Source organism: Clostridioides sp. GD02377 (genome assembly GCF_045899875.1).
Lineage (GTDB): Bacteria > Bacillota > Clostridia > Peptostreptococcales > Peptostreptococcaceae > Clostridioides > Clostridioides difficile_A.
Map to the genome: position 1 here is coordinate 63,131 of NZ_JBJODA010000014.1, position 19,034 is coordinate 82,164.

18 protein-coding genes and 2 pseudogenes are annotated in these 19,034 nt (G+C 31.2%); all 20 read right to left on the bottom strand.

What is annotated here, in order from left to right; all coding sequences use genetic code 11:
• Positions 1-2: 2 nt before the first annotated feature.
• The 20 genes and pseudogenes from Q3304_RS13400 to Q3304_RS13495 all read right to left on the bottom strand — a co-directional run bounded on the left by Q3304_RS13400 (position 3) and on the right by Q3304_RS13495 (position 18,935).
• Positions 3-1,748 (bottom strand): DUF262 domain-containing protein, encoded by a 1,746-nt coding sequence (locus Q3304_RS13400; RefSeq protein WP_407813732.1) that lies wholly within the window; start codon positions 1,746-1,748, stop codon positions 3-5.
• 18 nt (positions 1,749-1,766) lie between these two features.
• Entirely contained in the window at positions 1,767-2,162 is a 396-nt protein-coding gene (locus Q3304_RS13405; RefSeq protein ID WP_407813731.1) for a hypothetical protein, read from the bottom strand.
• A gap of 124 nt (positions 2,163-2,286) precedes the next feature.
• Complete coding sequence (locus tag Q3304_RS13410; RefSeq protein WP_407813730.1) at positions 2,287-2,427, bottom strand: hypothetical protein; 141 nt, start codon at positions 2,425-2,427, stop codon at positions 2,287-2,289.
• 209 nt (positions 2,428-2,636) lie between these two features.
• Positions 2,637-3,086: pseudogene (locus Q3304_RS13415) on the bottom strand (recombinase family protein); the annotation flags it as partial.
• Positions 3,055-3,327 carry a DNA polymerase gene (locus Q3304_RS13420; protein WP_407815442.1) on the bottom strand — a complete coding sequence of 91 codons (273 nt, stop codon included), beginning with the start codon at positions 3,325-3,327 and terminating at the stop codon, positions 3,055-3,057. The pseudogene Q3304_RS13415 and the gene Q3304_RS13420, both read right to left, overlap by 32 nt.
• 585 nt (positions 3,328-3,912) lie before the next feature.
• On the bottom strand, positions 3,913-4,068 hold the full coding sequence (locus tag Q3304_RS13425; RefSeq protein WP_407813729.1) for a hypothetical protein: 156 nt from the start codon (positions 4,066-4,068) through the stop codon (positions 3,913-3,915).
• Positions 4,069-4,452: 384 nt separating this feature from the next.
• The gene (locus Q3304_RS13430; protein WP_407813728.1) at positions 4,453-4,995 is read right to left on the bottom strand and encodes a DUF2815 family protein; all 543 of its coding nucleotides are present in this window, start codon (positions 4,993-4,995) and stop codon (positions 4,453-4,455) included.
• 2 nt (positions 4,996-4,997) lie between these two features.
• Entirely contained in the window at positions 4,998-6,125 is a 1,128-nt protein-coding gene (locus Q3304_RS13435; RefSeq protein ID WP_407813727.1) for a DUF2800 domain-containing protein, read from the bottom strand.
• Positions 6,125-6,427, bottom strand: coding sequence for an rRNA biogenesis protein rrp5 (locus Q3304_RS13440; RefSeq protein WP_407813726.1), 303 nt, complete (start codon positions 6,425-6,427; stop codon positions 6,125-6,127). The genes Q3304_RS13435 and Q3304_RS13440 overlap by 1 nt, the downstream gene beginning before the upstream one ends.
• A gap of 35 nt (positions 6,428-6,462) precedes the next feature.
• Complete coding sequence (locus Q3304_RS13445) at positions 6,463-6,807, bottom strand: HTH domain-containing protein (protein ID WP_407813725.1); 345 nt, start codon at positions 6,805-6,807, stop codon at positions 6,463-6,465.
• 317 nt (positions 6,808-7,124) lie between these two features.
• Positions 7,125-8,654, bottom strand: a complete 1,530-nt coding sequence (locus Q3304_RS13450) for an ImmA/IrrE family metallo-endopeptidase (RefSeq protein WP_407813724.1) — start codon at positions 8,652-8,654, stop codon at positions 7,125-7,127.
• 60 nt (positions 8,655-8,714) lie between these two features.
• Positions 8,715-11,693, bottom strand: coding sequence for a type I restriction endonuclease subunit R (locus tag Q3304_RS13455; protein WP_407813723.1), 2,979 nt, complete (start codon positions 11,691-11,693; stop codon positions 8,715-8,717).
• A gap of 14 nt (positions 11,694-11,707) precedes the next feature.
• A complete protein-coding gene (locus Q3304_RS13460; protein ID WP_407813722.1) occupies positions 11,708-12,934 on the bottom strand; it encodes a restriction endonuclease subunit S in 1,227 nt (408 codons plus the stop codon).
• 17 nt (positions 12,935-12,951) lie between these two features.
• On the bottom strand, positions 12,952-15,054 hold the full coding sequence (locus tag Q3304_RS13465) for an N-6 DNA methylase (protein ID WP_407813721.1): 2,103 nt from the start codon (positions 15,052-15,054) through the stop codon (positions 12,952-12,954).
• Between the two features lie 18 nt (positions 15,055-15,072).
• Positions 15,073-15,189, bottom strand: a pseudogene (locus tag Q3304_RS13470) (DUF4357 domain-containing protein); the annotation flags it as partial.
• Positions 15,190-15,201: 12 nt separating this feature from the next.
• Positions 15,202-15,942: a GIY-YIG nuclease family protein gene (locus Q3304_RS13475; RefSeq protein WP_407813720.1), complete on the bottom strand. Its 741-nt coding sequence runs from the start codon at positions 15,940-15,942 to the stop codon at positions 15,202-15,204.
• On the bottom strand, positions 15,939-16,160 hold the full coding sequence (locus tag Q3304_RS13480; RefSeq protein WP_407813719.1) for a helix-turn-helix domain-containing protein: 222 nt from the start codon (positions 16,158-16,160) through the stop codon (positions 15,939-15,941). The genes Q3304_RS13475 and Q3304_RS13480 overlap by 4 nt, the downstream gene beginning before the upstream one ends.
• Before the next feature lie 344 nt (positions 16,161-16,504).
• Positions 16,505-17,860 carry a 23S rRNA (uracil(1939)-C(5))-methyltransferase RlmD gene (gene rlmD / locus Q3304_RS13485; protein WP_407813718.1) on the bottom strand — a complete coding sequence of 452 codons (1,356 nt, stop codon included), beginning with the start codon at positions 17,858-17,860 and terminating at the stop codon, positions 16,505-16,507.
• 23 nt (positions 17,861-17,883) lie between these two features.
• Complete coding sequence (locus Q3304_RS13490; protein ID WP_407813717.1) at positions 17,884-18,606, bottom strand: pseudouridine synthase; 723 nt, start codon at positions 18,604-18,606, stop codon at positions 17,884-17,886.
• Entirely contained in the window at positions 18,606-18,935 is a 330-nt protein-coding gene (locus Q3304_RS13495; protein WP_003427754.1) for a DUF1904 domain-containing protein, read from the bottom strand. The genes Q3304_RS13490 and Q3304_RS13495 overlap by 1 nt, the downstream gene beginning before the upstream one ends.
• Between the last annotated feature and the right edge of the window lie 99 nt (positions 18,936-19,034).

The window sequence follows — 19,034 nt, forward strand, 5'->3', positions numbered from 1 at the left end:
TTCTACTTCCTAAGTTCGCTATTCAATCTTTCAATTAACATCTTTTCACGTTCTTCTAGGAATACATCAAAATTATTAAATGCTAAATTTACTGATGGAACATAATGTTTTTTCTTATAGTCTGCTAGTTCACCTGATGGAACTTTTTCGCTTAACCACTTTTCAAACTCCATTGCCTTTTTCTCAATATTAGGTATTTCCTCAAGCAACTGTAGGTTTCCAATAAAATTATAATTTTCTATGAAATAATTAATTTTATCTTCAGGTACTCCTTTAGCTGTCAATTTTTTAGGCGTAAACTCACTCTTAGGAAACATATGATCAACATGGAAATTATGTCTTAAATAAGCCCATGGATACAGAATAGAAAGGATTACTAACGTATCACTATGTCCATATTTTGAATAAAGTAAATTATTAATATCATCATCTGTGAATCGTAATGAACGATTAGTTCCTTTAAAATGTGCAAATATTGAATCTATCGGGAATCCATTTAATGATTGATTTTTAATTATTTCTCTTACTGGCTTTAGTACTCCATCTGGTGCAAAACTAAATACCTTCTTCAATAATGCTGAAACAAACCATAATTTAATATTTCTCCTATCATCAATTCTTGACATTGATGTTTCAAAGTTATTTGGTAGCCCTATAGTTTTAAGGTAATATGCAACTGGAATTATTAAGTTATTGGATGTAATATTGTCCCTACTGAATCCAAAACTACTTACTAATTTTAAAGCATCTCTGATTGCCTTTGTAATACCATCCCACTCTTTTTCAATCTTAAGCATATTTGTACGGTTAAAATTATCAACCTTAAATGAAATGTCAGGTAAATCACAAAGTACTAAACAAGCTTTTAGCACTATATCTTTACTAATATTAAATCCTCTACCAATTTGATTTATTTCATCCACGAATTCATTAATTTCTTCTCTTGCATCCCTAGTTTCCCATTGAGCAGTAGCAAAAGATAAAAGTAAATCTGAATAACTTAATGTTGTTCCACCACTATTTACACGTATAAAAATATTAAGAACTTTATCAAGCTCTGAACTTTGCTCAAGGTAATAGCTTATTATTTTATTTACATGAATTACAGAGTGTAACTTATATAGTGCTTTATTTGCAAATTTAGCTTTTTCCTTGTTTGGATTTGATGATAGTCCTGCTTCAATCATGAAATTCATTACATCGTACTGTTCTTTCAAATCCATAATTTTTCCAACTTCAAACCAATAATGATTATCATCAACTTCCTTTGATTCTACTTCAGTAAGAAATTTAAATTCATACTCATATGAAATATCTTCTGGAGTATCAAGTAAGTTTATATATAATTTTTTCTTTGGATAAGCTAATGGATTATCCCACTTTTTATATGCAATTTTATTAGCATAGCTTCCTTTTAAAGCTATGTACAAAGATGTTAAACGTTGCTGTCCATCAAGTACAGCCATTACATCGTCACTACCATTAATATTTGCCTTTGGATTATGTCTATTATCTTTTTGATGATACTCACGAAGAAATTCGTAGAATTTAAACTCTGAAGCTTTTTCTTTAGGAACCTTCAAAAATAAAAATGAATTAATAGGATAATCTCTCATAAGACTATCAAAAAGCATAGTTATTTGCTCTGGACTCCATACAAATTCCCTTTGTATGGATGGAAGCAAATACTTTTTTGAATGAATATCATTTATAACTTCACTAATTGTAATTGGTGTTTGAAAAGACATATTTTATTCCCCTTCCCCTTATTTAAGTTTTATAAAATTACCTGGTAAAGCTTCAAACATATCAGGGTAATGACCACAACGTGCCCTTAACTGATTGTACTTAGCTTTTTCACCATTTTTCTGAACATATAATTTTCTTTCATATATAATATCTGCTAATTCTGAAGCATGAAGTGTGTTATTCTCTACCTCTAATAGAACAATCTTCATAGCTTCTTGTAATGTATAATTACCACTTGCAGTTACTTTATTAGCATTAATTTCAGCACTTTCTTCATATTTAGATATAATGTAGGCTGGTTTATTATCCTTTAAAATAATAACTTTACCTATATCATCAACAATTTCAAAAACTCCATCAACATTATTCAACGCATTTTCTATAGATACTAATCTATTAACATTAATTTCCATTTTTTCACCTCTCCCTAAAAATAACACGCCTTAATCCTATTGTAAATACAATTGTTTAAACATTTGTATAAAATAAAAAAAGCCAACCAAGATATTTTAATTATCCTAATTGGCTTCTTGTAGTTTATTCTCTACCTAATTCGAATTCAGTTCCCTCCATAAACTTTATTACTAATTTTCCACTTTCATATACCTTAATATAATCTAATGTTTTTAGTAAGAAGTCTGTTTCGTAACTTGTTATTTTACTTGCATCTTCTGTCATATCTGCAAATTGTAACGCTCTATACTGCTCTAATGGATTCCCAAATTCAGCATATCATTCCCAACGTTTTTTTATTTCATTCCTATTTTCTAATAATGTATTCCATGCAAGTATAAAAGCCTCTTTTAAAACTGCTTCTTCAATATGTCTGCTTGTAAACCCCAAAACTCCCTTTACTCTATATCTTTCTTGGCACTGCCATACTTTTTTATACTCATTTCCATTTTTCCTGAAAGGTATTCATCATATAATCTTTCAACTATTTTAGCTTGTTCTTGGTTAATTACTAACTTTCCATTTTCATCTGCATCATATCCCAAGAACCTCTTTGTACTCATTCCATACTGACCATTTTCATATCTCTTTCTTATCCCCCAAGTTGAGTTTTCTGAGATTGACCTACTTTCATCTTGTGATAGAGAAGATAGTATTGTAAGCAGCACCTCTCCTTTTGCATCTAAAGTATCAATGTTTTCCTTCTCAAATATTACTCCTATACCAAGCTCCTTTAATTCTCTTATATAAGTCAAACAGTCTAATGTATTTCTAGCAAATCTACTAATTGATTTTGTAATAATTCTATCAATCTTCCTTGCTCTACAATCTGCAATCATTCTATTAAACTCATCACGTTTTTTTGTATTTGTTTCGCCTATGCCTTAAAGGACTTCCTTTAGTTATTTCATCTATTGCTACATTAAACATTGCAGCTGCTGAAGCTTCATATATCTTTCCATGACTTGCAAATACCTCAAGTCTCCATGTTTCACCAGAAATCCAAGCAAGAACCCTAGCTTCAATAGCTGAAAAATCAGCTACAATAAATCGATAACCATCTTTAGGTATAAATGCAGTTCTAATAATTTCAGATAATACTTCTGGCATTGAATCATATAACATATCTATATCTTCATACCTTCCTTGCTTTACAAGATTCCTTGCTAGCTCTAAGTCAGCAATATGATTCTGTGGTAGATTCTGAACTTGAACGAGTCTTCCAGCCCACCTACCTGTTCTATTTGCACCATAAAACTATAATAACCCATGAACTCTACCATCTAAGCAAACTGACCTCTCAATTGCTTGATACTTTTTAACTGATGTTTTTGCCATAAGAAGTCTAAGTTTTAATACTTCTAGCACTTCACCATCACTATCATAAATTAAATTTTTAACTGCTTTTTTATCTAAACTTTCAACTTCTACTCCACGTTCTGTAAGCTACTCTTTAACCTGGGACACAGAATTTGGATTGTTTAACCCTGTTAATTCATAAGCCCTTTTTGTACACGCTTCTTTATATTGAATATCACATTCTACCGCATTACTTACTAAATCTAAATCAACAAGTATTCCTTTATCATTAATTTCTTGGTCTAACCTGTATATCTCTTGCTCACTTTCTAAGATAGGATAGTTTCGTAGCTTCCATCTTATTTCTCACTCTGCATCCACATCTCGAATGCAATATGTTCTAAATAGTTCTCACTTCTCTGGTGCATGTTTTGAAAGATTTCTGGTTCTACCACCATTGCTTTTTGTTGGCTTACATGGTAGTGAAAAGTATCTAATTAAATCTGAACCTTCCTTTAATTTTTTACGTTCTATATTCAAAACCTCACCTACACCTTCAAGTGACAAAGGTAGCGCAAGAATAGATGCTTAAACTGCTGTACATACCCATGAGGTTGGTGATAAATAAATTCCTAAATATTTAGAAATACATCTTCTTTCAAGTGCTGCATTAAAAGCTGTTTTACTAATACTTTCATCTTTTAATGCCTTTAAAACTTCTTGTGGTATTTTCTCACCACAAGCTAAATCTATAGTTTTTGTTTCTTCATCATCAAAAGCATATGCAATTAATAAAATTTCAAAGTTCGGACTATCAGTGTATGCATATACTCCAGATGAAAATTAAATCTATATCCGAAAAAGTTTCTATATCAATTCCTAAAGTTCTCATTACATCACTCTCCATTTCTTAAATTAGGGTGGCAGTTTTTTACCGCCCCAATATAGGAATTAACCTAAGAAATCTTCATCTTCAACTGTTCCAAATTCATTAAAAGCACTAACTCTACCACCTAATGGTTCTCCATCTTTTAGCTTTTGGATGTTTCCCAATCCTGCTGCAATTCCACGATTCCCGTTTGAGTTATAACCATAAAAAGTGACACTGATTCTTCCATAACAACCTGAGTAAACTTTATTTTGATCTAATATTGGCTGTACTTTTGAATCAACCACTTGAGGTGCTTGTCTACTATTAGCATTGAAGAAATAGCTACCTTTGTAGGCACTGTCATCACTACGCTCAATATCTCCATCTCTTAGAGGTATTTTTAGGTTATTAGGAACTTTACCTCCCCACTTTGATACAGCCTCTTTTTTAGCTTGCTCTATAGCTGCTTTTATTGCAGCGATTGTTTTAGTATCTGACTTGTCAATAATGGCAGACACACTATACTTAGGATCTCCTCTATTTACTGAGTCTGGCTCCCAGCAGTGAAGAAAAGAAAATCTGCATGGTACTATCACCTTTGTTAAATTTGTATTTTGGTTCATATTTATTCCTCCTGAAATTCCGCTATTGCGGTAGATTTATTTATTGCTTTACGTTTGTCTGCATCTGGTACTAATGTAACTTTGCCTTCTGGCTTGTACACTAAATTATCCATGATTTCAGCAAACTCTTTTTTTCCCATTAAACGTTCCATTTCAGTAATACTTATAAGTGAACGTTTGTATATATCTTTATATCCTGCATCTATTACAGCTTGAGCTACTTCTTCTTCATTTGTATACTTACGGTTGCTTCTACCTTCAACTAATTTAAATCCACTCCACTGCTTACCTTTAACAATTGCTTGTTCCTGAGCAAAGGCATATACATCAGATGCCCATTTTGATAATTCATCTGCAACCCTAAGTACCTCTGAAATTTCAGCATCTGATAATAGCGCTGGTTTCCTAAATTCCATCTTTGCAATATTTAAAAATTCTTCTGCCCTTATACGACATTGATTCCTTGCCTTGCAGAAACGGCACCATGTTCCTGATTTAAATTCTCCTGCTCCCATCAATGCCATAGCACCTCTTGGTTTAAGCACTTCTTCTCCCCACTTTTTTAATTCAGTAGGACTAATTTCCCAAGTACTAAAATTATTAATTCTTGGCTGAACAATTGTAAGCTTTACAGTTTCAATATCATAAAGAAGCTCTGCCATTGATAATATCCCAAGACCATAAATCATAAGTTGTGCATTCTCTTCACTGTAAACTTGAACTCCTCTACCTAGCTTAAGATCTATAACTTGTACTGTAGAATTTGTTATGATTGTCATATCTGCCGTACCAAAACATTCATCTACATACTCTGAAGCATCAACTCTTTGTTCCACTAAAAATATTGGATTTTCACAACTTCTTTTAGATTCCTCTATTTCATTAATCACATATAAGACATATTTATCAACAGCTTCTAAAAGCTCCTCTGAAAAATAATCTGAAACTGGTCTTTTACTTCTTTGCTTAAGATGTCTTTTTATTAAGTGTTCTGCAAGAGAGTGTCCAGCTGAACCTTCTGCAGCATATTGGCTTTCTTCATCTTCAAATTGCTCCTCCAATACCAGTGAAGGTGGACAATTTATCCTGTGATAGGCAGATGAAGGGGAAAACCTTGCATGTCCACCCATTAAAGCACCTCTGCTTCTGCAAGTAATGCAGCATAATCTTTTGGATTAACCCCTGAAAGCTTTCCTGCATCATATTTCATAAGTAAGGCTTTAACATCACGTGTTTTTCCTTCTTGTGATTTCTGTGCAAGGACTGCTCTTACCATTTCAATTGTTACGTTAACTTCTGTTACAACAGTTTCAACTTTAACCCCTGCTTGTTCTAACTTTGCCATTTTCTCTTTACCTTGTTTAGCTAATTCACGATAGGCTTTTGCAACCTTTTCATAACCATCAGCTAATTGAACATAAATCTGATTCATTACCATCATCCTTTCCATTCGGGTTTGTCCCGTAATTATATATTCAAAGCAAAATCGCTTAAAATGATATTCATGATAGAAAGTTCCTGACCTGAAAGACTCTCCTTCAGCTTTTCAAGTAAAGTCTTTTGTTGTTCATTAAGATATTTCCTATACAAATCAAAATCACCAATAATCTTAACTCCTCCACCATATCTACCACGAACAGTTTCTATTGGGTATGAGAGTGATAAATAGTCAATATCATTTCTGATAGTGCGGCTAGTAACTCCAAACTCTTCAACTAAGTTTTCCATTGTTTCACTTCTTCTTTTACAAAGAACTTTTATAACTTCCATTCTTCTTTCTGTTGGAGTTATCCAATCCTGTGCTCCATTCATCACTCACACCCCCTTTCGTTTTTGCTCTGTACCTAAATAATAAAAGTTAAACTGGAAGACCCATTTCCTATTAAAAAAAACTTTTTAGCGAAACATAAAAATAAAAAAACCACGAGTTGCTCAACTCATGGCTTAATAATACTGCTAAAATAAAAATACATCTTATCACGCTATGATAATAAAAAAAGACCTATCTAACGTATAAATTTACGCTAAATAGGTCTTTTAGGGTTAAAATAAGTTTATTAAATAAAAACATCCAACTTAAATACAATAATTTTCTATCACACTGTGATAAATTAATTTTAATTTTTTTCTTAGGCCGAAACTTTTTCCTGTTGACCTAATGGCTTAAAATCATTTTCAATTAAAAAATCATTTGCACTATCTATATCACCAAAATTGCATGAGAGAATATATTTATAAATTGCATCCTCATCATTTGTATCAACAAGTACTATTCCTGCTGCTCTCATAAACTCTAAAGAAGTATCAAGAGGTAATTTCATACCTATACAAACTGCCACCATTGTTCTTTTTGAAGTTTGAGGTGGATTTTTTCTTATTCTTGATAACTCATTATCACTTAGTAAAGTCATATCCTTAAATTTTTGTGTAGTCCATTTTCTGTTATCAAATAAATACTTAAACATCTCATTAAAGCTACGTGGTAAGTTTCTTCTTTCTTCTAGCTGGCGTCTCATTTCCTCACCTGAATACCAGCGGTCAAAAACATCAGAATTTTGTGTGTTGGTTGAATATGTTTTCCTACTTGAATAGGATTCTGCTTTATACATATAAAACATATCCGTAGAATTACCACTATCCTGTGGAACATATCCATCCAATTTAAAACTAAAGCTTAATACACATTCTGACATATGTGTCTCAGCATATTCAGTTAGTATTTGTTTTCCCTCTTCATCACTTGCTATATACTTTTTATCATTAATTACAAAAAATCCATTAATATACTTAAATGCACCTGAATGTATTATTTCTCTAAATACTTTATTTCTTCTGTATTCCTCATAAGCTTCTTTTGAACTAATCTTTTGAACAGTTTTTTTAGATAATCCTCTCTGATTTATCTTAAAATTACGTTGTTTATAAGGTGAAAAATCTATCTCATTATTATAATTATAGAATTCTCTTGCTACTTCATATCCAAAATCAACCATTCTTATAACTGCGGATTGCTTTGATACTTCAAAGAATTCTGATAACTCTTCTATTGTTTCTTTTACTGCAGCATATTTATCATTTGAATAATTATGCTTAGCTAAAAATTCTTTCACTTTAACTAATGTTGTATTCTTTGGCATTAAAATTCTTGGGGCAATATTTCTAGCTTGCCATTCCATTATTTCAGCATCTGCCCATTCTTCATCCATAGTTTTATTTGTTTCTTCTACTGGACACCTGAAGGCAATGGCTTGCATACCTACTCCCTGTCTGTTTCTGATAAAATACGGTCTATGTTTAAACCAATGTACACATTCATGCGCTAATGTATTGTTTCTCCTTCCATCGTTCAACATACTACTATCTATAAAGACCATCCCTTTTTGAACTTCTATACCTTTATATGCATTTATCTCAGGATCAAAAACATCAATAATCCCATCACATAATGTAATTGCACCAAGAATTGTATTTTTATCCGATAAAAGCTCAGTATCATATATTTCTAACTGTATTCTATTTTTTGCAATGTCCCATATAGGAATAGCCATTGGTGTTTTTAAAGCTTCTGGACAATATTTATTTAAAAAATCACTGGCTACATCATCAAATTGTTCTTTAGGTATATATGGGACAAAACTATTAGAAAATTTCTGATTCATAATATCCTATTTAGTGCTCCATTGCTATGTTATGTAATGGAGCACTTTCCCCCCCTTTTGTTATTCCATATCTCTTAAAGCTTTATATATTTCTTCCATAAAAACATTTGTAATTTTTTCTCTTAGTTCTGAATTCCCTAACAATAATGTATAGAAGTCCATATTTTGATCATATCCTTGAACTAATGCATCTTGAACACTATCCTCATAAGTAAATTTAAAATCATCTAACGAATTTTTCTTAGCACTCGTCTTAAGACGTTTATCATGTAATAATAAATCCCTTATTTGCATAGCTGATTTTGACGCTACATCAGATTGATATTCTTTATTATAAATTGCATTTATTTCATCTATTATTTCTGATAACTTCTTTTTTTGCTGCTCTTCAAGATTTGCTGGCTTTGGCTTTTTAATTTTCACTTCTGGTCTTGCATCAATATAACTATTAGAATTTTCAGAAATTTGCTCCTGTCTAAATCCACTAACTGTTACTTTGTCAGCAATATCAAAATCATTTCCACCACTTCCAACTTCAATCTCTTTTACAAGATAAGATAAGTAATTGTAAAACTTATGCATGTCCACATTTTCATAGCATGTAGCTTGAATAAGAAAACAATAACTTTTCAAGAACCTTCTAATTGTAATACGTATTTCAGCTTTCTCAATTTCTTCTAAAGGGTTAATCCTTTGAAGAGCTTTGTCTAATAATGACCACATTTTTGCTTTATCTTTAGATGTTCTCTTCTGCTGATATAAAAAATGATTAAACGCTTCAATATCCGTAAAGTCTAATATATTGTTGGATTCTATTTCTCTAAGTAAATCTCTTATATCTGAAGGTGTTATTGTTTCAAATAATACAGTATCTTTATAGTAGGGCTCAAAAGCTTTTTTTATGTCATCATATTCATTTTTAAAATCAAGAACGAATGTGCGTTTATCATATGGGGGATAAATTCTATTTAATCTAGAAAGAGTCTGTACTGCAGTAACCCCTTTTAATTTTTTATCTACATACATTGCAACCAACTTTGGTTGATCAAAACCTGTTTGATACTTATTAGCAACTAATAGAACTTGATAATAACTTCTATCAAACTCATCTCTTAAATCTTCTTCACTTATCCCATTTATATTTGGTTCTGTATATTCCACCCCATCTAATGGTACTTTTCCTGAAAAAGCAACTAGCGCGTGTATATCACTATATCCATTTCGTTGAATATACTTTTCTAACTCTTGATGATATTTAACTGCTGCTTCTCTAGATGAAGTTACAACCATAGCTTTAGCTTTTCCATCTAGTAAGTGAGCTACATTATGACGGAAATGCTCTATTATAATTTCTATTTTTTGTGCAATATTAGTATCATGTAAGTCTATAAATCTAGCAATTTTTCTCTTAGCTGTTATTGATTGTAATTCTGGATCATCTTCTATTGTTTTATTTAGCTCAAAATATGTTTTCCACGTTGTATAGTTATCTAAAACATTTAATATATATCCTTCTTCTATTGCTTGCTTCATTGGATACAAGTCAAAGGAATCTTTTTGCCCCTTATCGTTTAATGTACCAAAAAGCTGAAGTGTATCTGGTTTAGGTGTAGCTGTAAAAGCAATCATAGAAACATTTTTTTGTTTTCCACTTTTTTGTATTTCTTCAACAATTTTATCCTCTTCATCTTTTTCATCATCACCATCATTTCCTGCAAGAACAGTAGTAACAGCCTGCATTAATGTTCCTTTTGTTGAAGAATGAGCCTCATCTATTAATACAGCAAAAGTTTTGTTATTTAATCCACCAAGTAAATTTTGGTCAAGTATATAGTAGAACTTATGAATAGTTGTTACTATAATTTTTGTATTTCCTGATAACGCATCAGCTAAATCTGAAGAACTACATTTATCATCCATAACCTTTACTTGACCACTCTTATGTTCTATTCCATCTACAGCTTCCTGAAGTTGTCTATCTACAATAATTCTATCCGTTATTATTAATACTGTATCAAATATATTATTATCATAATCATCATGTAACGATGATAATATATGAGAAAGCCACGCAATAGTATTGGTTTTACCTGAACCGGCTGAATGCTCAATTAAATAATTGCAACTTGAATGATTTACTTTAATATCCCCCATCAATTTTTCTATAGCGCGTAGTTGATGATATCTAGGGAATATAACCTTTTCAGTTATGATTTTCTTTCCTGTATCTGGATTTCTTTTAGTCTCTTTATTTATATAAATAAAACGCTCTATTAAAAATATGATTTTATCTTTTGTTAAAATGTCTTCCCACATATATGAAACATTTATTCCATCTTCATTGTGTGGATTTCCAGCACCAAAATCATCTCCACCTTTATTAAATGGCATAAAAAATGATGAATGCCCCTTTAACTCAGTACATAAATATACTTCATTTAAGTCCATTGCAAAACTAGCTAAACAGCCAGCTTTAAATCTAAATAGACGCGTTTTCTCATCACGCTCATTTTTAAATTGTTTAATAGCATCCTCATAATTTTGACCTGATGTATTGCATTTTAGCTCAATTGTAAAAATAGCTAGACCATTTAGGAATATAATTAAATCAACACGTTCCCCTTCTTTGTGATAGACTTCTTCCATTACAGATAATATATTAGAATTATATCTCTCATTACCTTTCTTATTGAAACTTGTTGCTAATTTAGGAAACATAAGCTTCAACGTAGAACCATTATCAAATTCTACGCCATGCTTTAGTACATCAATAAGACTACGGCTACTCTTATTAATTTCTTGATTAATATAATTAATAACAGTTTGCTCCGTACGTTCCTTATACATTTTACGAAGTTTTTCCATTGTTTCAGGTTGTGTATTATTTAGAAACTGTAACAATATCTCTACATCCATAGCTAATCCTGCAACATACTTATCTGATGTACGAATTATATAACCATTATCCTCTTTTAACCTCTCTAATATTAGTTTCTGAAAATCCTCTTTCTCTTTTAATTGATCTGCTCTTACAGGCATTGTTCCCCTTCCCCCTATACTCTTTTTTTACCAGTTACATATTCAAATATTAATGATTTTTCATATTCAACTATTGTTTTAATTGAATTTAACTTATTCTCTATTAATACATCTATAGCACTTATTTTTTTATCTAAATACTCCACAATATCTCGTTGTTCCATAATTGTTTCAGGAACACATACATTTAGTCTCTGAATAGTAGAAACTGCTAATCCAGGTTGTGCCGCACTCTGTGAATATTGGTTTAAATTCATAGCATTAAATAGATAATATAAAAACTTATTGTCTACATTTGAGTAATTATAAGTAACAATAGCATGATCAGATGCCCAATACTTTCCTTTAGCATAATGAACATTTCCACATAATGCACCTTGCCTACCTATAAGTACATTCTCTCCACAATTTGTGTACTGAGAATAATACCCTCTAATTCCATTTCCACCATAAACTAGATATTTTCCACTATCTTCAATTTCTTCTGCTGTAATAGCACTACCACTTCTCATATCACAAAGAAATTTTACTCTTGTTCGTATCCAATGTTTAGGACATTTTTTAGAATAATCTGTATCTGATGATTTAAATTCCACATTCTTATTTAAACCTATTGAAATTGTTTCAATAATAATAGATTTTTTTAACTTATTAAGTGTTTTCACTTGAGATTCCAATACTGATATTACCCTATCTATTTCATTACACTTTACATTTAAAAATTCTGCTATCTTTTTTTGCTCTTGTATTGGTGGTATAAATATTTTAGCATTTTGGATTAATTCTTTATTAAGTAGCTTTGCACCATAAATATTAGTATTTGCATTTTCTGTAACAAAAATAGGCATAGCATAGTATAAATATCCTATATCATTAGAACAATTTTTATAGTTTATTGTAATAATAGCTTCATTAGTATATAAATCTTCATCACAAATTGCAACCTTACCAATTGAAAGCTTGAAACTAAACAATAAACTACCTTTTTCAGAAATTTTAATATTTGCTTCTCTAATTCCCTTATCAGTAAGTTTAGTAGTAGTATCATTAATAAACTTTTTATTCATATCCCCTATAGTTACCCATTTATTATCACCATCATAAAATTCCATGTTTGTGGTATCTGGGGTACCACCAGCTTGATATTTGTAAAAGAACTTTACTTTAGTGCATTCCCAATCAAATGGAATATCTTTTATCCACTCTAGTCCGCTAGGCCTTTTTTTTGTTTTTTCTTCCATAATTCAAGCCTCACTTTCTATATATTTTTAATCAATTCTTGTAATTGTTTTTCATATTCCATAAACTGATTTAGTAAAGTATCTGCTTTTTCTGGTTCATGATGTTTATAAAACATTCTAGTAATTGGAAACTCTGCTCCTAATTTTTCTTTATTAGTTGCACTAGCCTTTTTACTTTCATCAAATTCATATACATAATGAGCATCTGGTATAAAAGGATATACTTCTGCCTTAAAATACTCTTCTACAGCCTGTGTTAATTTAACTAATTCGATGTCTTTAGTTGTGGTATCAAATATTACTTCTTTATTCTTATCTTTTTGAACTATTGCAGTCTTATCCATATATGATAACTCCATTGCAATAGCTCCTAATCGACTTGGAGTCATACCTTCAACTTTTCCTAATAACTCTTTTAATAATTTTACAAAAGTTGAGTAATCTTTATATTCCTTTTCAGATATATTATTTGATAGTATATCTAGTATATTTTCTATAAATGTTTTTCCTTGTTCAAACTTTTTAAACTTCTTTTCTTCAGCAGCACTTCGTGGATTCATTTCTAAAAGTTCTTCATAATCATTCCCATTAAAAAGATGAGCATTAGCTGTAAAGAATGCACTATTTTTCAATAAATCTATCGTTTCTTCAGTTATTTTTCCGGTTCTTTGCAAAGGTTGATAAACAGCATACTCTTTATACATAAACTCTTCATTATCAAAAATCTTACAATATTTATTTGGTTTAAATTCTGCATAAATCTCAGTAATAGTTTTAATATCATCACGTGAAATTTCTTTTCTCTTTTTCCCTAAAGATTTACGAAGAGGTTTAAACATATCTACAGCATTAATTAACTGTACTTTTCCCTTTCTCTCTTTTCTCTTATTCTTAGATAAAATAAATGCATAGATACCAATATCAGTGTTGTAAAATAATTGGCTAGGCAAAGCTATTATCGCTTCGACTAAGTCATTCTCTAACATATATCTTCTAATTTGACTTTCCCCACTAGTTGTATTCCCTGAAAATAGTGGTGATCCATTTGTTATGATTGCTGCTCTTCCATAATTCTCATCCATTTTATGGATTGCATGTTGCATAAATAATAATTGCATATCACCAGTACCAGGTAAACCTGCTGCGAATCGTCCTCCTTTTTTGGCATTTTCCGCTCTTACTGCTTTTTCTACCCCTTCAGCAGCATCCTTTCCTCCCCATGGTGTTCCAAATGGAGGATTTGCAATGACAATTCTCATTGATTGTTCTTCAAATGAATCCTTTTTCATAGTATCTTGAAATTTAATGTTCTCCGCATTTTGTCCTTTTATCAATATATCTGCTAGGCAAATAGCATATGATTCCGGGTTTATTTCTTGTCCAAACAACCTTACATCTGCATTTGGATTATGTCTTCTAATAAAATCAAAAGTTGTAGATAACATTCCACCCGTACCGCATGCCATGTCTAAAACTGTAGTTACTTTACCCTCCTCATAAAGATCATCGCAGCCTTCTGCTAATATTATATTTACTAATAATCTAATAACCTCTCTCGGCGTATAGTGGTCACCAGCTTCTGCATTTTCAGAGAATTTACGAATTATCTCTTCAAACATATATCCCATCTTTATTCCATCTATTGTGTGTGGATTAAGATCTAATTCTGAAAACTTCTTTATAACACCTAATAGACGGTGGTTTTTATCCATCTTCTCAATTTCTTTCTCAAAGTCAAGACTTCTTATAATCTCTTGAACATTTGATGAAAATCCTTCTATATAACTAACGAAATTTGCTGCTATATTTGTTGAATCATTTAATAGCTCCTTTAATGTATATCTGCTAGTATTATAAAATTGAAATCCTGAAGCTTTTATTAGTACACGTTCAGGTGTGCCAGGATTTCTTTCGTACATTTCTACTACCTTCATTTTAGTTGGCTCAAGAGCACACTCTAGTCTACGAATAATAATCATAGGAATAATTACATCTTTGTATTTATCAGACTTATATGTTCCACGAAGAGTATTGGCTATTGAGAATACCAAATCTACTTCCTTACTTACATTTATTGATGTATCATCAAACATTACAGGGGCTAATTTTGAATCTGTCATTACAACTCCTCCTTAGTTTTATTCTTCACTTATTTCTTTTAATGTCTTTCCATCTTTATTTTTCCACATTTGAGGACCACTCCTACTTTGCCCACATATAAAAGTAGCTGCAGCTGATGGACTTGAGAATAATGTATTTTTAGTAAATTAACCATTTTCTATCGTTCCGTCTGATAAGTATTGTTTTCTTAACTTAACAATATTATCTGAAAGTGACTTCTCTGATAAAGCGTCATTAATACCAGAACCCTTTAGTACAATAAACCCATCTGGAGCAACTATACCTGTTGCTGATAAGCCTTTATTATTTTTAATATATAGATTCTCACTTGATACTTCTCCAGTTTCCTTTTTCTCAACTTCTACGACCGGAACTAATGTTTCAAATACTTTATGCCCTAAAGCTGAAACTACCAGTTTAACATTATCAATAAACTCCTCCATTTCACTCTCTTCTGCTTCAGAAACAGATGATTTCTTAGGTGGATTAGAATTCATTATTTCATATCGCTCTGCCTCTTTACCTATTTGATAAAAACGACTTTCTAAGTATTTGATATGTGCTTTATTTAAATGATCATCTTTACTAATAAAAACAATTGCTTCGACCCAGTAATTTTTATTTTCGCTTCTAATATGGTCTCCTAATCGTTGGATTGCATCCTCTGTCTCTCCTATGTACACAAGCGGCTTACCATTCTCATCATCATAGTCAAATAAAAAATATACTGAAGGATTTCTCAGTTCATCGCGACCCATACATTTTTTATAACTCGTTCTAGGGATTTTATAAGCCTTACCAGTCCAATTAGATAATTCACACATCCATCTACCAGTAGCTACTCCATCCATAAGAAATATCTTTAGACTTTTACCTCTTTTGCTCATTGCTCTTTAGACACCTCCGGAAATTCAACTTCCACGATATCGCTTAGTTGACATCTTAAAGCATCGCAAATACGAACAAGAACTTCCATTGAAACATACTCATTACGCGACATTTTAGAAAATGTACTAGGTGCAATGCCTGTTTTCTCTCTTAAATCTGCTTTAGACATGTCCTTATCAATTAACATCTTCCATAACCTTTTATAATTTATTGACACTCATTAGCACCTCTCTTCTTACTAAACTTATTATTTATATTTTATCACTCTATATTTTTAAGTACAATATTTTTTTCGAGTTCTCAAAATTTTATTTTAAATCACATTATATAATTCTGATTTATTATATTTTAGCAAAAGGTATTATTCTTTAGTTTTTGCTCATGCTTTTGCCAAATTGTTAAACTCTATTAGCAAAACTCCACACCTTTTTTCTACTTCTCACCCCTATTAAAACTCCAAATCAACAAAAACACAGTCCATAATCTTTAAAATTAAATCTCCATGAAATAAAAAAGCCCTTGAGAACCCCGTAAAATGGGCATTTTCAAGAACTTTATTTCTTACTTTTTAACCAGCTTTGCCACCGTCTCAACGTGAGGTGTATTCGGGAACATATCCATACACTTAACCATCTTAATCTCATAACCATACCCCTTAAAATCAACCAAATCCACAACCAAAGACTTAGGATTACAAGAAATATAAACAATCTCCTTAGCGCCAAATCCACAAATATCCCTAATAGCATCCTTATGAATACCTGGCCTTGGAGGGTCAACAATAATCAAATCAGGCTTGTCCTTCAAATCCTTAACAACCTTAGCCACATCTCCAGCAATAAACTCACAATTAGTAAGCCCATTCAACTTCGCATTCTCATTAGCAGCAACAACAGCTTCCTCGACTATCTCAATACCATACACCTTCTTAGCTGCACCAGCCATAACCTGTCCAATAGACCCAGTCCCACTATACAAGTCAAACACAACCTTATCATTGTAATCTCCAATAAAATCCCTAGCAATACTATAAAGAACTTCGGCTCCTTTAGTATTAGTTTGGAAAAATGAGAATGGAGAAATCTTAAACTTAAGACCTAAAATTTCTTCTTGTATATAATCTCTTCCATACAATACTCTTAACTCATCACATTGGACTGCATCTGCTAAACCATCATTAATAGTATGAAGTATCCCTACTAACTCAGCTTTGAAATCAATTCCTAAAAGCATCTCTTTAAATTCGTTCATGTCAAAATCTTCTTGAGAAGAAGTTACTATATTAACCATAATCTCATTAGTATGAATCCCTTTTCTAACTACAAGATGTCTCAGATATCCTTTATGATTCATTGTTCTATAATAAGGAAGCTTTTTTTCATTAAAAAACTCTACACTAGAAACTAATATCTTTGAGAAGTCCTCATCAACTAACATACACTCCTCAACAGTTTGTATATCTATATGCTTTCCTTTTTTATGAAGCCCTAATGTCAAAGGTCCATTTTTTACTTCATCTCCAAAAGTATACTCCATCTTATTTCTATAATATTTGTTTTCTGGACTTCCTTCTATCCCTAAAAATTGAAATCCAAATAAGTCTTGCTTTAAGAATAAATCCATAACTTGTTTTTCTTTTATTTCCAATTGCTTTTCATATGGTACTGATAGTAATGTACATCCTCCACACTCTCTAAAATGCTTGCAAGCTTCTTCAGTTTCAAGTGGTGAGTACTCCAATAATTCTATCATCTTAACTTCGGCTTTCTTACTTCTAACTTTTTTAACACCAGCTCTTACCTTTTGACCACTTATTCCACCCTTCATGTGAATAACTCTGTCTCCAATTTGACCTAATGATGTACCACCAAATTCCATTTTATCTATTTCAAATTCTACAATATCCTTTTTCTTCACAAACCTTCCTCCAATTTATTATATTATCTTTCTTCAATCATCTTTACTTCTTCATCTGTTAACTCTCTATACTCACCTAATTCTAGGCTCTCATCCAATTTCAAATTACCCATGGACAATCTTTTTAAGTATACTACTTTTTTGCCTACACTTTCAAACATTCTTTTTACTTGGTGAAACTTACCTTCATGTATTATAAGTTCTATCTCTGATTCATCATCACTCTTTAATATATTTAACTGAGATGGCATAGTTTTATATCCATCATCAAGCACTACACCTTCTAAAAAAGCTTCTACATCTTCTTCAGTAACTACTCCATCAATTTTTGCATAATAAGTCTTAGGCACATGCTTCTTAGGAGATAAAACTCTATGAGAAAGCTTCCCATCATTAGTTAAAACTAATAATCCCTCTGTGTCTTTATCTAACCTTCCAACAGGAAATGGTTCAAAAGCTAAGTATGATAAATCAATTAAATCTAAAACCGTTGGGTCATATTTATCAGTAGTTGCTGATATATATCCATCTGGTTTATTCATCATTAAATATATATATTCTCTATATATAACTTCTTCTCCATTAAACAATATCTCATCATTTTCAGTGTCTACTTGAGTTCCTGGATTTGAAACTTCACTCCCATTTACTACTACAGACCCCTGCTTACAATACTTCTTTATTTCACTTCTACTTCCATAACCTAAATTTGAAAGAATTTTATCTATACGTTGCTTTTTAGCCATTAAAAATGTTCTCCATTCTCATAATATTTTTCTTTTTCAAATACTGTAAATGCTAAATCCATACTTTCTACATCTAAATTATTTCTTATACTATCAGTTATTATTCTTGCTACTATATCTTGTACTTCTTGCCCTCTATCAAACCAAGCTACTTCAACAAAAGGATATACATCTGCTATTTTACCATCTCTTATTGCAACTGACTTTATACATTCTATTTCAAAATAATCTCTTGGGCATTTTACAGCTTCAACTAAATCATCTATCATCTTTTCACTTATTTTGCATATATCATTTTCATTAATTCCTCTAATTTTTATCTGTGGCATTGTTAGGTCTCCTTTATCTTAATTCTTCTTAAAACGTTCATATTTTTTATTATTTTATCTAATCCTATTATCTTATATTTAACATTATACTTGTAATTT

Coding starts and splice junctions, on each gene's coding strand:
- Q3304_RS13400 (WP_407813732.1), bottom strand. CDS start 1,748: ATGTCTTTTCAAACACCAATTACAATTAGTGAAGTTATAAATGATATT.
- Q3304_RS13405 (WP_407813731.1), bottom strand. CDS start 2,162: ATGGAAATTAATGTTAATAGATTAGTATCTATAGAAAATGCGTTGAAT.
- Q3304_RS13410 (WP_407813730.1), bottom strand. CDS start 2,427: ATGACAGAAGATGCAAGTAAAATAACAAGTTACGAAACAGACTTCTTA.
- Q3304_RS13420 (WP_407815442.1), bottom strand. CDS start 3,327: ATGTTATATGATTCAATGCCAGAAGTATTATCTGAAATTATTAGAACT.
- Q3304_RS13430 (WP_407813728.1), bottom strand. CDS start 4,995: ATGAACCAAAATACAAATTTAACAAAGGTGATAGTACCATGCAGATTT.
- Q3304_RS13435 (WP_407813727.1), bottom strand. CDS start 6,125: ATGGGTGGACATGCAAGGTTTTCCCCTTCATCTGCCTATCACAGGATA.
- Q3304_RS13440 (WP_407813726.1), bottom strand. CDS start 6,427: ATGAATCAGATTTATGTTCAATTAGCTGATGGTTATGAAAAGGTTGCA.
- Q3304_RS13445 (WP_407813725.1), bottom strand. CDS start 6,807: ATGAATGGAGCACAGGATTGGATAACTCCAACAGAAAGAAGAATGGAA.
- Q3304_RS13450 (WP_407813724.1), bottom strand. CDS start 8,654: ATGAATCAGAAATTTTCTAATAGTTTTGTCCCATATATACCTAAAGAA.
- Q3304_RS13455 (WP_407813723.1), bottom strand. CDS start 11,693: ATGCCTGTAAGAGCAGATCAATTAAAAGAGAAAGAGGATTTTCAGAAA.
- Q3304_RS13460 (WP_407813722.1), bottom strand. CDS start 12,934: ATGGAAGAAAAAACAAAAAAAAGGCCTAGCGGACTAGAGTGGATAAAA.
- Q3304_RS13465 (WP_407813721.1), bottom strand. CDS start 15,054: ATGACAGATTCAAAATTAGCCCCTGTAATGTTTGATGATACATCAATA.
- Q3304_RS13475 (WP_407813720.1), bottom strand. CDS start 15,942: ATGAGCAAAAGAGGTAAAAGTCTAAAGATATTTCTTATGGATGGAGTA.
- Q3304_RS13490 (WP_407813717.1), bottom strand. CDS start 18,606: ATGGCTAAAAAGCAACGTATAGATAAAATTCTTTCAAATTTAGGTTAT.
- Q3304_RS13495 (WP_003427754.1), bottom strand. CDS start 18,935: ATGCCACAGATAAAAATTAGAGGAATTAATGAAAATGATATATGCAAA.